General features: G+C 74.3%; 12 protein-coding genes. 9 read left to right on the forward strand and 3 right to left on the reverse strand.

Annotated features, from left to right (window positions below; translation table 11 throughout):
- The first annotated feature begins 49 nt into the window (after nucleotides 1-49).
- The 5 genes from ACN26Y_RS17850 to ACN26Y_RS17870 all read left to right on the forward strand — a co-directional run bounded on the left by ACN26Y_RS17850 (nucleotide 50) and on the right by ACN26Y_RS17870 (nucleotide 4316).
- On the forward strand, nucleotides 50-859 hold the full coding sequence (locus ACN26Y_RS17850; protein ID WP_155331351.1) for a dimethylarginine dimethylaminohydrolase family protein: 810 nt from the start codon (nucleotides 50-52) through the stop codon (nucleotides 857-859).
- The gene (locus ACN26Y_RS17855; protein ID WP_422733061.1) at nucleotides 859-1617 is read left to right on the forward strand and encodes a BPL-N domain-containing protein; all 759 of its coding nucleotides are present in this window, start codon (nucleotides 859-861) and stop codon (nucleotides 1615-1617) included. Before ACN26Y_RS17850 ends, ACN26Y_RS17855 begins: the two co-directional genes overlap by 1 nt.
- A complete protein-coding gene (locus ACN26Y_RS17860) occupies nucleotides 1614-3002 on the forward strand; it encodes a heparan-alpha-glucosaminide N-acetyltransferase domain-containing protein (RefSeq protein WP_155331353.1) in 1389 nt (462 codons plus the stop codon). Before ACN26Y_RS17855 ends, ACN26Y_RS17860 begins: the two co-directional genes overlap by 4 nt.
- 16 nt (nucleotides 3003-3018) lie before the next feature.
- A complete protein-coding gene (locus tag ACN26Y_RS17865; protein ID WP_422733062.1) occupies nucleotides 3019-3840 on the forward strand; it encodes a BPL-N domain-containing protein in 822 nt (273 codons plus the stop codon).
- 89 nt (nucleotides 3841-3929) lie between these two features.
- Entirely contained in the window at nucleotides 3930-4316 is a 387-nt protein-coding gene (locus tag ACN26Y_RS17870) for a DUF4190 domain-containing protein (protein ID WP_155331355.1), read from the forward strand.
- Between the two features lie 180 nt (nucleotides 4317-4496).
- On the opposite strand, the gene ACN26Y_RS17875 is transcribed toward ACN26Y_RS17870, so the two are convergent.
- Nucleotides 4497-4985, reverse strand: coding sequence for a GNAT family N-acetyltransferase (locus ACN26Y_RS17875; protein WP_155331356.1), 489 nt, complete (start codon nucleotides 4983-4985; stop codon nucleotides 4497-4499).
- Nucleotides 4986-5084: 99 nt separating this feature from the next.
- Here ACN26Y_RS17875 and wrbA point away from each other — a divergent pair, with 99 nt between their 5' ends.
- Complete coding sequence (gene wrbA / locus ACN26Y_RS17880) at nucleotides 5085-5702, forward strand: NAD(P)H:quinone oxidoreductase (protein ID WP_155331357.1); 618 nt, start codon at nucleotides 5085-5087, stop codon at nucleotides 5700-5702.
- An 85-nt stretch (nucleotides 5703-5787) separates the two neighbouring features.
- Here the strand turns inward: wrbA and ACN26Y_RS17885 are convergent, their stop codons facing one another.
- Nucleotides 5788-7701 carry a chorismate-binding protein gene (locus ACN26Y_RS17885; RefSeq protein WP_155331358.1) on the reverse strand — a complete coding sequence of 638 codons (1914 nt, stop codon included), beginning with the start codon at nucleotides 7699-7701 and terminating at the stop codon, nucleotides 5788-5790.
- A gap of 241 nt (nucleotides 7702-7942) precedes the next feature.
- Here ACN26Y_RS17885 and ACN26Y_RS17890 point away from each other — a divergent pair, with 241 nt between their 5' ends.
- The 3 genes from ACN26Y_RS17890 to ACN26Y_RS17900 all read left to right on the forward strand — a co-directional run bounded on the left by ACN26Y_RS17890 (nucleotide 7943) and on the right by ACN26Y_RS17900 (nucleotide 12326).
- Nucleotides 7943-9322: an FGGY family carbohydrate kinase gene (locus ACN26Y_RS17890; protein ID WP_422733063.1), complete on the forward strand. Its 1380-nt coding sequence runs from the start codon at nucleotides 7943-7945 to the stop codon at nucleotides 9320-9322.
- A gap of 95 nt (nucleotides 9323-9417) precedes the next feature.
- Nucleotides 9418-11907, forward strand: a complete 2490-nt coding sequence (locus ACN26Y_RS17895; RefSeq protein ID WP_422733064.1) for a nitrate- and nitrite sensing domain-containing protein — start codon at nucleotides 9418-9420, stop codon at nucleotides 11905-11907.
- A gap of 5 nt (nucleotides 11908-11912) precedes the next feature.
- Nucleotides 11913-12326 carry a roadblock/LC7 domain-containing protein gene (locus ACN26Y_RS17900; RefSeq protein ID WP_230689074.1) on the forward strand — a complete coding sequence of 138 codons (414 nt, stop codon included), beginning with the start codon at nucleotides 11913-11915 and terminating at the stop codon, nucleotides 12324-12326.
- Between the two features lie 51 nt (nucleotides 12327-12377).
- Here the strand turns inward: ACN26Y_RS17900 and ACN26Y_RS17905 are convergent, their stop codons facing one another.
- Entirely contained in the window at nucleotides 12378-13856 is a 1479-nt protein-coding gene (locus ACN26Y_RS17905; protein ID WP_422733065.1) for a GH1 family beta-glucosidase, read from the reverse strand.
- Nucleotides 13857-14225 lie beyond the last annotated feature (369 nt).

Consider the following 14225-nt stretch of genomic DNA (forward strand, 5'->3'; position numbering starts at 1 on the left):
CGGCGAACCCCGTCCATCCATCCATCACCAACCGAGGACAACACTCACCATGAACAAGGCACTCCTGGTCTCCGACGCCGCGCACTTCCGGGTGGACTACGAGATCAACCCGTACATGCACACCGCGGTGCAGCCCGACCACGCGGCGGCGCTTCTCGAGCACGAACGCATCGTCGCCGTCCACCGGGCGGTGGGCCGCCACATCGAGTACGTGCCGTCGGCGCCGGAGTGCCCGGACATGGTCTTCACCGCGAATGCGGCCCTGGTGCGGGGCGGTCGGGCGGTGCTGGGAGCACCGCCGCCGGAGCGCAAGGCCGAGTTGCCCTACTTCCAGGAGTGGCTGATCGACAACGACTACGAGGTGCTGGAGGCGCCGTACCCGTTCAGCGGCCAGGGCGACGCCCTGGCCTGCGGCGACCTGCTGCTCGCCGGGTACGGACAGCGCACCGACCGGCGGATGCACGCCGTACTCGCGCAGGAACTCGGCTACGAGGTGGTGCCGCTGCGGACGGTGAGCCCGCAGTGGTACGACCTCGACCTGGCGGTCGGGGTCGTCGAGCCCGGGCGGGTGCTCGCCTACTGCCCGGAGGCCCTCGACCGGCCGAGCCGGCACCGGCTGCGCGGGCTCGGGATGGACCTGATCGAGGTCTGTGTCGAGGAGGCGGCCTGTTTCGCGCTCAACCTGATCAGCGACGGCACCACCGTGACGATGACCAGCGGGGCGCCCCGGTTGGCCGCCGCGCTGCGGGAGCGCGATCTGCGGGTCGTCGAGCTCGACACGACCGAGCTCGCCAAGGGTGGTGGCGGCGTCCGCTGCACGGCACTGACCCTCGACAACCCGTTGCCGGCGAGGTCGTGATGGCGACGGGAGGTATCGGGCGGCTGCTCGCCGCTGCGAGGAGAGTGACCGCCGGCCGCAACCTGACCGTACGCTCGCCGCTGCCCCCGTCGCCGTATCCGCCGGTGGCGCTGGTCTACCGGGGGCCGGCGACCGTGCCCGGCTGTCCGGAGGCCGTGGCGGCGCTGCTCAAGTCCAGCCGGTGGGGCTTCGACGTCCGGTACGTCGGCCCCGACGAGGTCCTTCCGCTGAGCCGTCAGGCCCTGGCCGGAGCGGCCCTCTACGCCCAGCCCGGGGGCGGCAGCCTCAAGCGCGGCTACCGGCAGCTGAAGCGCCACCGCGACGAGATCCGGCAGTTCGTCCACTCCGGCGGTAGGTACCTCGGCATCTGCCTCGGCGGCTACCTCGCCGGGGCCACCCCGGGATTCGCCCTGCTGCCCGGGGACACCGACCAGTACGTCGGCTCCGCCGGCGCCACCGTCGACTCCGAGGAGGACACCGTCGTCCAGGTCTCCTGGTGCGGCCGGCGGCGGACGCTCTTCTTCCAGGACGGACCGTACTTCCGGCTACGGCCGGACGCCGACGCCGAGGTCCTCGCCACCTACCTCAACGGTGCCGTCGCCGCGGTGGTCACCCGCTTCGGCGACGGCAAGGTCGGTGTCGTCGGCCCGCACCCCGAAGCCACCGACGACTGGTACCTCGACGCCGGCTTGCGCGTCCCCGACCGGCTCGGCGTGGATCTCGGCTGCGATCTGCTGGACGAGGTGATGCGGCCGTGACCCAGACCGTCCAGCTCGGCCGCGCCGCCGGCCGGGCCGATGACCGTTCGCCGGCCGCGCCGGCCGCGCCGGCCGGGCCCGCCGGGCGTCCCCGGTTGCTCGGCGTGGACGCCGCCCGGGGAGTCGCCCTGTTCGGCATGATCGCCGTGCACTCGCTCTATGTGTCCGACGCCGCGGGGCGGCCGACCTGGTCGTTCACGATCTTCGGTGGTCGGGCGGCCGCCCTGTTCGCGGTGTTGGCCGGGGTCGGCATCGCGTTCATGACCGGCCGACGGCGGGTCCGCCTGACCGGCGGCTCGGGCCCGGCCGCGGCGCTCGGCGTCCGGGCCCTGGCGATCGGCGCGATCGGGTTGGCGCTCGGCTACACCGACGCGTCCCTGGCGTCGGTGATCCTGCCCGCCTACGCGGTGATGTTCCTGTTGGCGATTCCGCTGGTGTTCCTGCCGACCTGGTTGGTGGCGGTCACCGCCGTGGCCGTGGCCGCCGGTGCTCCCGTGCTTCGGCAGCTCCTGCTGCCGCGGCTGCCGGTGGCGGCCTACGAGAACCCGGAGTTCGCGGATCTCGTCGGCGATCCGGGCGCGCTGCTCAGCGAGCTTGCGCTGACGGGGGAGTTTCCGGCGGTGACGTGGCTGGCGTACCTCTGCGTCGGCCTGGTGATCGGGCGGCTGACGCTGACCAGGCTGACGGTGATCCTCGGACTGCTCGCCACCGGAGTCGCGCTCGCCGCAGCGGCGCCGCTGGCGTCGTACGTCCTGCTGTACCGGTACGCGGGCTGGCAGCAGATCTGGCTGAACCAGCCGAAGAGCGGGCTCACCGTGGCGGACACGACGGAGCTGCTCGCGTTCGGCGGTGACGGCAGCACACCCACCTCGACGTGGTGGTGGCTGGCCGTCGACGCGCCGCACACCGGCACGCCGCTCGACCTGGCCGGCACGATCGGGAGCGCCGTCGCCCTGCTCGGCGTCATGCTGCTCGCCAGCCGTGTCGCACACCCCTTCCCGCGACGGGCGCTCTCCCTGCTGCTGGTGCCCCTGGCCGCCGCGGGAAGCATGACGCTGACGTTCTACACCGCGCACATCGTGTTCATCAATTCCGGACTCGACTCCTTCGACCCGATGGTCGGATACGTCTGGCAGATCGTCGCCATCGTGCTGGTCGGGACCGCATGGTGGGCCACGGCGGGCCGTGGACCGTTGGAAGGGGCCGTGACGCTCCTCGCCCGTGGTGGCGGCCGACTGGCCACCAGGACGGTCCAATCAGCCCAGCAACGCGCCGGCATGTCGATGTACCAGCGCGAGGAGACGGGCATGCTCACGAACCTCGCCCCGGAGCCGACCGGGCGCGAGGTCTGGGCCGATTGGCAGGCGAGCGGGGTGCGGCAGTGAACGGCAGCGGAAGGACATGAGGCGGACCGGACCCGGGCTGCTGCTCGACGGGACGCAGAAGATCAGCCGGCGGCGACTCGTGATCGGTCTGGGCGCGGCGGGCGGCCTTGCCACGCTGGGCTGGGCCGGTGTGTCGGCGGTCACGGGGGACCGGGACCGGCCGCTGGCACTGGTCTACCGGGGCCCGGCCGCCTGCTCCGGTTGCGCGGAGGCGGTGGCGGCCCTCCTGCGCAGAGCACCGGCCGGGTTCCGCACCGAGTACTGCGGTCCGGACGAGCGGCGGCAGATCTCACGGGACGCGTTGGCCGAGGCGGTGGTCTACGCCCAACCCGGCGGCGGCCACGTCAACCCGGCCTGGCGAAGGCTGCGGGGCCACGCCGAGGACATCCGGGACTTCGTCCACAACGGCGGCCACTACCTCGGCTTCTGCCTCGGCGCGTATCTCGCCGCCCGGCCCGGCTTCGGGCTGATCAACGGGGAGGTCGGCCAGTACATCCGCACCGAAGGGGCGAGCGTCGACAACGCCGACGACACGGTGATCCAGGTCCGGTGGCGCGGCCGCCCCCGGTACCTGTACTTCCAGGACGGTCCGACGCTGAATCTGGCTCCTGGGGCGCCGGGCACGGTGCTCGCGACCTACGACAACGGCGCGGCCGCCGCCGTCGTCACCACGTTCGGCGCCGGACGGGTGGGACTGGCAGGCCCCCACCCCGAAGCCGACCGGTCCTGGTACGCCGAGGCGCAACTCACCAACCCGGAGGGCGTCCGCTTCGACCTGGGCCATGACCTGATCCGCAGCACGGTGGACGCGACGAGCCCGACCCTCGATCGTGGCTGATCCGGAGCGGTCCGCGGCACGCATAAGCCGGAACGCAGGGGGGATGCGACGGGTGGAGTACGCGCACCCAGCGCGCGGGAAGGAGCGACATGACTGCGTCAAGTGAGCCGGTCCGTGGCGCCGGCGCGCCGGCCCGCACCCGGGGCGGCGCCGGGATGAAGACCAGCGCGGCGGCCACCTTCGCGCTCGTGTTCGGGGTGTCCGGGCTGTTCAGCGTGCTGATCGCGGTGCTGGCGCCGCTCGGTGTGGTGCTCGGCATCATCGGCGTCATCCTCGGCATCGTCGCGCTGCGGATGGCCCGCCGTCCGGAGGTCACCGGCCGGGGCGTCGCGATCGGCGGTCTGGTGCTCAGTGGCCTGGCCGTCCTGATCGGGTTGGCGCTCACCGCCGGGGTGACCACCGTCGTCAACAACGAGGCGGCGGTGGACCGGCTGCAGCAGCAGGTGGACGACCTGCGGGACCGCCTGAACGAGTGACCGTCAGGGGCGGAGGACCCCCGGATCGCGCTACGCCGGCCCACTGCCGGCGCAGCGCGATCCCCCCGTTCGGGCGCACCGGCGTGGCGGTGGCTGCCGGCACCGGTGTGACCAGGATCCCGCCCACCCGCCGTCATGCCGCCGGCACGGAGCGGAACTTGCGGAAATCTTGAGGAGTGTTTACAGGAAGCGGTGCATGACCAGCAGGTCCACGTACCCCTCGGTCGGGTGCCGGAAGCCCTCCGGCACCCGACCGACGACGTCGAAGCCCAGCGACCGCCACAGCGCCACCGCCCGGGTGTTCGTGGCGACGACGGCGTTGAACTGCATCGCGCGGTATCCCTCGGCGCGCGCGAGGTCGAGCACGTACGCGCCGAGCGCCCGCCCCACCCCGCGCCCGCCGGCGGCCGGGTCGACCATGAAGCTGGCGTTCGCCACGTGGCCGCCCGGGCCGGCCTGGTTGGGAACCAGCTTCCCGGACCCGAGGACGGTGCCGTCGGTGTCGACCGCGACCACCACGCGGCCCGGCGGCGGCGCCAGCCACAGCCGGCGGGCCTGTTCCTCGTCCACGTCCCGGGGCCAGGTGTACGTCTCGCCGGCCGCCACGATCTCACGCAGGAACGCCCAGATGCGGGGCCAGTCGTCGGGTGCGGCGTCGCGGATCTCCACCGGACGAGCATGCCATTCTGTCCCGGTCGGCGGCGTTTGCCCCCGCAACTACCGGGTAGACCGCCGGGCTGGCCCGATCGTTGAGGAGGAAGACATCCGATGGCTGCCCGGACGAACGTCGCGGTGATCTATTACAGCGCGACCAGCATCACCTACCAGTTGGCGCAGGCGGTATGCGAGGCCGCCGGTGACGCCGGCGCCGAGGTGCGGCTGCGCAAGGTGCGCGAGCTGGCGCCGGACGAGGCGATCCGCTCCAACTCCGGCTGGCAGGCGCACCACCTGGAGACCCAGAACGTGCCCGAGGCCCAACTGGACGACATCGCATGGGCCGACGTGGTCATCTTCGGCTCGCCCACCCGGTACGGCATGATCGCCGCTCAGCTCAAGCAGTTCATCGACACAACCGGACCGTTGTGGGCACAGGGCGCACTGGCCAACAAGGTCTACTCCGGCTTCACCTCGACGGCCACCTCACACGGTGGCCAGGAGACGACGCTCACCTCGCTGTTCACGATCTTCTACCACTGGGGCGGGGTCGTGGTCACCCCCGCGTACACCGACCCGAGCCAGTTCGTCGCCGGCAACCCGTACGGCGCGTCGCACACCAGCAACAACGGTGAGATCGCGCCGGACAGCCTCGCGCTGGGCGCGGCGGCGCTCACCGCCCGGCGCGCCGTGGAGATCGGGACCGCGCTGAAAAAGGGCCTGGCCGCCTGACCGGGACGACCGGCGGTGCCGGACGGGGGCTCTCGGCCCGCCCGGCAGCGCCGGCCGCCGCCACCTGTACCCCGGAGCGGCGACGCTATGCGCGCGTCGCCGCCGACGGCTCGCTCGGTGCCGGCAACAGCCCGCCGAGCAGTTCGGCGAGGACGTCCACCCCGTCCGCGCTGAGCACCGACTCCGGGTGGAACTGCACGCCGGCCACGCCCGCGCCGCGCAGCGCGTGCACCGCACCGTCGGTGGCGTCGCGGGCCACCTCCACCGGCCCGTACGGGGTGTCCAGCCGGTCGGCGTCCGCCCGGGCGGTGAACGTGGAGTAGAAGCCGACCCGTCGCCGCGAGCCGAAGAGCGGCACCGCCCGTTGCAGGCCCTGGTAGGGCGCGTCGCGGCGGTGCAGGGGCAGCCCCAGCAGCCCGCAGAGCAGTTGGTGGCCCAGGCACACCGCCAGGGTCGGCCGGCCGGCGGCGAGCAGCCCGGCCAGCAGCCCCCGCATCGCCGCCATCTTCGGCTCGGCCAGGTCCGTCGGGTCGCCCGGACCCGGGCCGACGACGACGAGGTCGTACCCGTCCAGGGCGCCCGGCGCGTCCCAGGTGCGCAGGTCCACGGTGAGGCCGAGCGCCCGCAACTGGTGGGCGAGCATGCCGGTGAACGTGTCCTCCCCGTCGACGATCAGCGCGTGGCGGCCGGCCAACCCGGGGCGCCCGGAGGCGTCGACCGGCCGCTGGTCGAGCCAGAACCGGGCCAGCGGCGCGTTGCGGGCGGCCAGCGCCGCACGTACCTCGGGGTCGTCGGCGAGTCGGCTCAGCGACCCCGGGGCCGGTACCGGCGCCTGCGGTCCGAGACCCAGCGCGGCGAGCACACCGGCGGCCTTCGCGTGGGTCTCGGCGACCTCCCCCTCGGGTGTCGAGTGGCGGACCAGGGTCGCCCCGACCGGCACCCGCAGCTCGCCGCTGGGGGAGAGCTCGGCGGTACGGATCAGGATCGGCGCGTCCAGCGTCTGCCGGCCGGTGTCGTCCCGGCCGAGCAGCGCCAGCACCCCCGCGTAGTACCGCCGGCCGGTGCGCTCGTGCCGGGCGATGACCCGGCAGGCGTTCTCCATCGGGCTGCCGGTCACCGTCGGCGCGAACATCGTCTCCCGCAGCACCTCGCGGACGTCCTTCGAGCCGCGGCCGGCGAGCAGGTACTCGGTGTGCGCGAGGTGCGACATCTCCTTCAGGTACGGCCCGACGACCTGCCCACCCCGGTCGGCCACGGTGGCCATCATCTTCAGCTCCTCGTCGAGCACCATGTACAGCTCCTCGACCTCCTTCGGGTCGGCGAGGAAGCGCAGCAGCGCGGCGCGGTCGGCCGCCGCGCCGGTGTGCCGGAAGGTGCCGCTGATCGGGTTCATCATGACCAGCCCGTCGTCGACGCTGACGTGCCGCTCCGGGCTCGCCCCGACCAGGGTGCGGGCGCCGGTGTGGACGACGAAGGTCCAGTACGCGCCGCGTTCCCGCAGCAGCAGCGACCGCAGGGCCGCCAGCGCCGCCCGTAGCGGCGGGCCCTGGACGGTGGCGTGCAGGGTGCGGTGGATGACGAAGTTCGCGCCCTCCCCGCGGCCGATCTCCTCGGCCAGCACCCGACTCACGGTGGCGGCGTACTCGTCGTCCGGGACGTCGAACCGGGCGCCGGTGGTGACCACCGGCGCGGCGGGCAGCGCGTCCACCGCCGCGGCGAGGTCCACCCGGTCGTGCCGTCCGACGGCCAGGCACTCCAGCGGGGTGCCGTCGTCGACACAGGCGAAGCCCCGCTCGGTGACCTGCCGGTACGGCACCAGCGCCAGGGTGCGGGGTCCGGGCGCCCCGTCGGGTAGCGGGATGTCGGCGAGTCGCTCCACCACGTCCACCGTTCCGGTGAACAGGTCCACGTGGTCGGCGCCCTCGCGGCGTACCAGCGCGAACGGGCCGGGATCGACGCCGGCGGCGACGGCGGCGATCAGCTCGGAAAGGTCGGTCATTCGGGTCTCCTCGGGGCCGGGTGCCGCCCGGCGGGGCGGTCGGGGTGCCCGGATGAGACCGGCGGCCGCCTCGTCGGGCGGCCGCGTGGGGAAGCTACGCGCGGGGGATGGCCGCCGGGTCGGCGGGCCACCAGCAGGACAGGTGCGCGAGCATGCGCCCACCCTACGCGGTCCCCGCCCCGGCCGGAAGCCGGACGCGTCAGGCGGCGGGGGACCGACGGGACCGATAACGTGACCGGCAATGAAGATTCTCGCACTCGACCTGGGCACCTCCTCGGTACGCGGCCTCGTGCTGGACGCCGACGCCCGGCCGCTGCCCGGGGCGCTGGCCCGGCGCCGGGTCACCCTGACGGTCGGTGAGGACGGCACCGGCACCCTGGACGCCGTGGGCTACCTGGCCTGTCTGGTCGAGTGCCTGGACGAACTGGCGGCCGGCGGCCACCTCCGCGACGTCCAGCTCGTGGCGGCCTCCGCGCAGTGGCACTCGGTGCTTCCGGTGCGGAACGACGGGACGCCGCTGGGGCCGGTGCTGGCCTGGCTGGACACGCGACCGGAGCCGCCGCCGGGCGCGGCCGGCCCGGCCGACGCGGACGCCTTCCACCAGCGCACCGGCACGTGGTGGCACCGCTGCTACTGGACGGTCCGGTTGCCCTGGCTGCGGGACCGGACCGCGGGGCGGATCGCCCGCTTCGTCGGCCTGGCCGAGTACGTCTTCGGCGCGCTGCTCGACACCGCGCCCATGTCGATGTCGCAGGCCTCCGGCACCGGGCTGCTCGACCTGCGGACCCTCGACTGGGATCCGGAGGCGTGCGCGCTGGCCGGTGCGCACGCCGGGGAGCTGCCCGAGCTGGCACCGGCCGGCTGGCGTGGGCGGTTGCGCCCCGAGCATGCCCGCCGTTGGCCACAGCTCGCCGGCGTGGGGTGGGCCGCCCCCGTGGGCGACGGGGCGGCGTCCAACGTCGGCTCCGGCTGCGTCGACCCGACCCGGGTGGCGGTGACCGTGGGCACCTCGGCGGCGGTCCGGATGATCGAGGCCCTTCCGGCGGGAGCCCCACCGCCCCGCCTGTCGCCGCAGCTGTGGCGGTACCGGGTGGACCACAACCATGTGGTCACCGGCGCCGCGTACTCCTCCGGGGGCAACCTGTTCGCCTGGGCGAACCGGGAGTTGCGCCTGCCGGAGGGGCCCGCCCTGGACGAGGCCCTGGCGCTGGTCCCCGTCGTCGGCGGCTCCTCGGCGAACGTCCGGTTCGGCGGCGACCGGCCGCCGGGCGTGGCGCCGGCCGGCTCGGGCGAGGTACGCGGGCTGAGCTTCGGCACGACCTCGGTGGAGATCCTCGCCGGGTTGATGCGCGGCCTGTGCGACCTGGTGGTGACGGATCTGGCGCTGCTCGAATCCAGGGTGGACGGCCCGGTCGAGGTGGTCCTCGGTGGAGGCGCGGTGGCCGCGTCCCCGTGGTGGCGGGCGGCCTTCGGCGCGGCGCTGGCGCCGCGGCGGGTGTGGCACCAGCGCAACCCGGAGATCGGCGCGACGGGCGCGGCCCTCGTCGCACTCGGTCGGGTCGGCGACGCCGCACGGCTCGCCGACATCGGCCGGACGGACGAGACCGCCTCACCCTCCTGAATCGCAGCGACGCCTGGCCCGTTGACACAGCTCCCGGGGCTGGTTGGATGGACTCCGCTCCTCGGGTCGGAGGAGCGGAAGAGTGGGAGGCGCGTGTGGGGGCAGGTCCGGAGCCGGCGCAGAGCGCGGTGCCGAGCCACCGCCGGCGTCGGTTCGACGTCCGGGTCGTGCCCCATCGGCGGCGGTCCGCGCTGCGCCCGCACGACTGGCGCATGCGCACCAAGCTCGCCACCGTGCTCGTGATCCCCTCGCTGGCGTTCCTGGTGCTGGCCGCCGTGCAGACGCAGAGCCTGGTCGGGCGCACCACGGCGCTGGGTGACTTCGCCGAGCAGGTCGGCATCGGCCGGGAGATCACCGCCGCCGTGCACGAGCTCCAGCAGGAGCGCGACCGGGCCGCCGGCGAGTTGGGCGCGCTGCGGCGGGCGGGCGACGCGGCCGACCCGAACGCCGCCGTGCTCGCGCTCGCACCGCTGCAGGAGGTGAGCGACCGGGCGATGGGCGAACTCGCCCGGGCCGCCGACCCGCTGGCCTCCGCGGACGCCGGCTGGCGGGTCGCGTACTCGGAGGTGCGGGAGGCGTACGAGCAGGTCGTCGCCATCCGGGCGGCGGTGCCGCAGGGTGTCCTCGGCAGCGACACGATCCTCGGCGCGTACAACCGGGTGGTCGACGCGCTGCTGAACCTGCTGGCGGAGCCGAGCCCCGGCGAGGACCGCCCCACGCTGGGCGACGCGGTCCTGCGGTACGTCCAGCTCGCCCGCGTCAAGGAGTTGACCTCGCGGATCCGGGCCCAGCTCTACGAGGCGGCCCGCGCCGGCGGCTACGGGCTGGAGGACCGCGTCCTCCTGACCGACCTGCGCGCGCAGCAGCTGACCGCGTTGGGCGCGTACCGGGTCGCGGCCACCACCGACCAGGTCCGCCGGTACGACGAGACCTCCGTGGACCCGGCGTTCGTGGCGGCGACCCGGCTGGAGGAGCAGAGCCTGCCGCGCGACGGCGCCGCACCGGTGGTGCTGCCGGCGACCCAGTGGTGGGCGGCCAGCGAGCAGCGCCAGGAGCTGCTCCGGCAGATCGAGGCGTCGGTACTGGAGGACGCGGTCCGGCAGGCCGACGAGGTGAGCGGGGCGCAGCTGCGGACCACCCTGCTGGTCGTCAGCGTGGTCGTCGCGGTGCTGCTGGTGGCGGTGCTCATCTCGCTGCTGGTCGGCCGGTCCATCGCCAGGTCGATGCGCCTGCTGCGCAGCCAGGCCCTGCGGATCGCCCAGATCGAGCTGCCGGAGGCCCTGGACCGGTTGCGGACGGTCACCGGCGGAGTCCCGCCCATCGACGTGGCGCCGGCGGTGATCCGGTCGCTCGACGAGATGGGCGAGCTGGCCGAGGCGTTCGTCGCGGTGCACCGCAGCGCCGTCGGCGTGGCCGTCGAGCAGGCCACGATGCGGCGCAACGTCAACGCCATGTTCGTCAACCTCGCCCGCCGCAGCCAGGTCCTGGTCGAGCGCCAGCTGGAGCTCCTGGACGACCTGGAACGTGAGGAGGACGACCCGGACCAGCTGGAGAACCTGTTCAAGCTGGACCACCTCGCCGCCCGCATGCGGCGTAACGACGAGAGCCTGCTGGTGCTGGCGGGCACCGAGTCGACCCGCCGGTGGAACCGGCCGGTCGGTCTCGGCTCGGTGCTCCTCGCCGCCAGCGCGGAGATCGAGCAGTACCAGCGGGTGCGCCACCACGAGGTGGCCGACCTGCACGTCGTCGGCCACGCCATCGGCGAACTCGTCCACCTGCTGGCCGAGCTGCTGGAGAACGCCACCGCCTTCTCGCGTCCGGACACGACGGTCGAGGTCGTCGCCGTCCGGGAGGCCCGCGGAGCGCTCATCGAGATCGTCGACCACGGTCTCGGCATGAGCCCGACGGCGTTGGCGGAGGCGAACGGCGTTCTCGCCACGCCGCCCGCCGCCGACGTCGCCACCGTGGAGCGGATGGGTCTGTTCGTGGTCAGCCACCTGGCCGCCCGCCTCGGCGTCGAGGTGCGGCTGCACGCCGGGGAGAGCGGCCTGGTGGCCCGCGTCCGGCTGCCCCGGGGGCTGCTGGCCCCGGCACCCGCCGACGAGCCGGAGCCGGCCGGGCTGCCGTCGGCCGGGCCGGCCCGGGGCCGGCGGGGGCCGGTGGAGCTGCCGGTGGCCGGCCGGCGCCCGGAGGCCGTCGTGCCGCGCCAGGCGCGTGAGGTGCCGGTACGGGCCGAGGACGTGCTCGCCCCGGCGGCTGACGCGTCCGCCCCGTCCGACGGCGGCTGGTGGACGCGCCAGGGCCCCACCCGGGGCGCCGAGGCGCCCGTCACCCCGCCGTCCGCGCCGGTCACCGGCGGCACCAACGACCGCGGTCTGCCCGTCCGGGTGCCGATGGCGCAGCTCGCCGCCGTCACCCAGTCGGCGCGGCCGGAGGAACCGGCGCGACGCCACGACCCGGATCCGGAGGCGGTCGGCGGCATGCTGTCCCGCCTGTACAGCGGGGTCCGCCGGGCCGAGACCGAGGACACCACCGAACTGCCCGTGCCGATGGAGCGCGGGAGCACCGAAGGGGGACAGCAGTGACGACGTTGAGCCAGGAGGCCCGTGACCTGAGCTGGCTGGTCAGCGCGTTCGCGGAGCGGGTGCCGGGGGTGGCGCACGCGGTCGTGGTCTCCTCCGACGGGCTGCTGGTGGCCATCTCCGATCACCTGCCCCGCGACCACGCCGACAAGCTCGCCGCCGTCACCTCCGGCCTGATGAGCATCACCGCCGGCGCGGCGCAGATGTTCGACGGGGACGTGGTCAAGCAGACGGTGGTCGAGATGGGTCGCGGCTACTTCCTGGTGATGCAGGTCCGCGACGGCTCGATCCTGGCCACCCTGGCCGGCGCCGACGCCGACATCGGCGTGGTCGGCTACGAGATGGCGCGGCTGGCCAAGCAGGCGGGGGAGATGCTGACCCCCGCCCTGCGCGCGGAGCTCCAGCAGGCCCTGCCGCGCTGACCGGTCCCCGCCCGGGACCGCCGGCGGGCCGGCTTCGGGCGGGCCCGCCGGTCACAGCCCGCCGGCGGCGATCACCTCGCGGTACCAGTGCGCGCTGCGCTTGGGCACCCGCCGCTGGGTCGGGTAGTCCACGTAGACCAGCCCCCATCGCTGGTCGTACCCCTCGGCCCACTCGAAGTTGTCCAGCAGGGACCAGACGTGGAAGCCCTCCAGCGGTACGCCGGCGGCGAGGGCGCGGTGGGCGGCGGCCAGGTGGTCGCGGAGGAACCGGATCCGTCCGGCGTCGTCGACCGTGCCGTCGGCGGCGAGCGTGTCGGGCGTGGGCAGGCCGTTCTCGGTGACGGTCAGCGGCACCGGGCCGTAGTCGCGGGTGACCCGGGTGAGGATGTCGTACATCCCGTCGGGGTGGATCTGCTGCCAGTCGGCCTCCGAGGTCGGCCACCGCCGGACGGTGGTGCCGTCGGCGGTGACGTAGATCGGCGTGTAGTACTGCACCGCCACCAGGTCGACCGGGGCCGAGATGACGCCGAGGTCGCCGTCGCGGATGCCGCGGACCATCCGGCTGTCCGGCCCGAGGTCGGCCAGCACGTCGTCGGGGTAGCGGCCGGTGAGGGCGGAGTCGAGGTACAGCCGGTTCTCGTAGCCGTCGTGTAGCCGGGTGGCCTCGGCCGCGCCGGGTGAGTCGTCGGCCGGGTAGCAGGGGTGCAGGTTGAACGCCGGCCCGATCCGTCCGGTGCCGCCGCCGTCGCGCAGCGCCCGGACGGCGAGGCCGTGCGCGAGCTGGAGGTGGTGGGCCACCAGGTACGCGGCCTGCGGGTCCCGGTGCCCGGGGGCGTGGTGGCCGGAGAGGTAGCCGTTCTGCACGACGGTCTTCGGCTCGTTGATGGTGAGCCAGACCGGCACCCGGTCGCCGAGGGCGCCGAAGACGATGTCGGCGTAGTCCGCGAACCGGTACGCGACCTCCCGGGACTCCCAGCCGCCGGCGTCCTGCAGCGCCTGCGGGAGGTCCCAGTGGAACAGGGTGGCCATCGGCGCGATGCCCCGCTCGTGGAGCCCGTCCACCAGCCGCCGGTAGAAGTCGAGCCCGCGCTGGTTGGGTGCGCCGGTGCCGTCCGCCTGGACGCGGGGCCAGGAGATGGAGAACCGGTAGCTGCGCAGGCCCAGCTCGCGCATCAGGTCGAGGTCCTCGGCGTACCGGTGGTAGTGGTCGGCGGCGACGTCGCCGGTGTCGCCGTTGCGGGTCCGGCCCGGGGTCCGGCTGAACGTGTCCCAGATCGACTCTCCGCGGCCGTCCTCCTTCGCCGCCCCCTCGATCTGGTACGCGGAGGTGGCCGCACCCCAGCCGAAGCCGGGTGGGAAGCGCAGGCCCGCGGCCGGCGTCGCCGCGCCCTCCGGGTCGTGCGGCCCGTCGCAGCCGGCCAGTACGCCGCCCGCCGCCGTCGCGGCGGCGAGTCCGGCGTTGGTGGCCGCCGTCGCGGTGGCCGAGAGCGCGGCGCGGCGGAGCAGCCGGCGCCGGGTGAGTATCGACATGGGAGTCTCCTCTGGACGTGCCACCGGGAGCGCTCCCACAACAGCGCGGGGTGAGCCTCCGGCTCTCCCGGCCGGGAGTCCGGGGCGACGGGAATGTCACGGGCGCGGCGGGGTCGGCCGTTCGCCTCTTTCTCCCACCGTGAACGGGGGTTTAGTGTGGGGACGGGGGAGGGCAACCCCCGTCCCCACCGGTGCTGCACACGCACGTTCGGGATGGGCGTCCAGTCGTGCGTGTCGCGCGGGAGCCGGGCCACGCGAGTGGCTTGAGGATCCACCTCCCTCCACAGTGGTGGGATGATGGCCGGCGGCGGCGTCCGGGCTGGCCCGCCGTCGGCCATCGGGGCCTTCCCGGCACCGGCAGGACCGGGT

The sequence above is a fragment of the Micromonospora sp. WMMD558 genome (assembly GCF_049315255.1).
In the GTDB taxonomy this organism is placed as follows: domain Bacteria; phylum Actinomycetota; class Actinomycetes; order Mycobacteriales; family Micromonosporaceae; genus Micromonospora.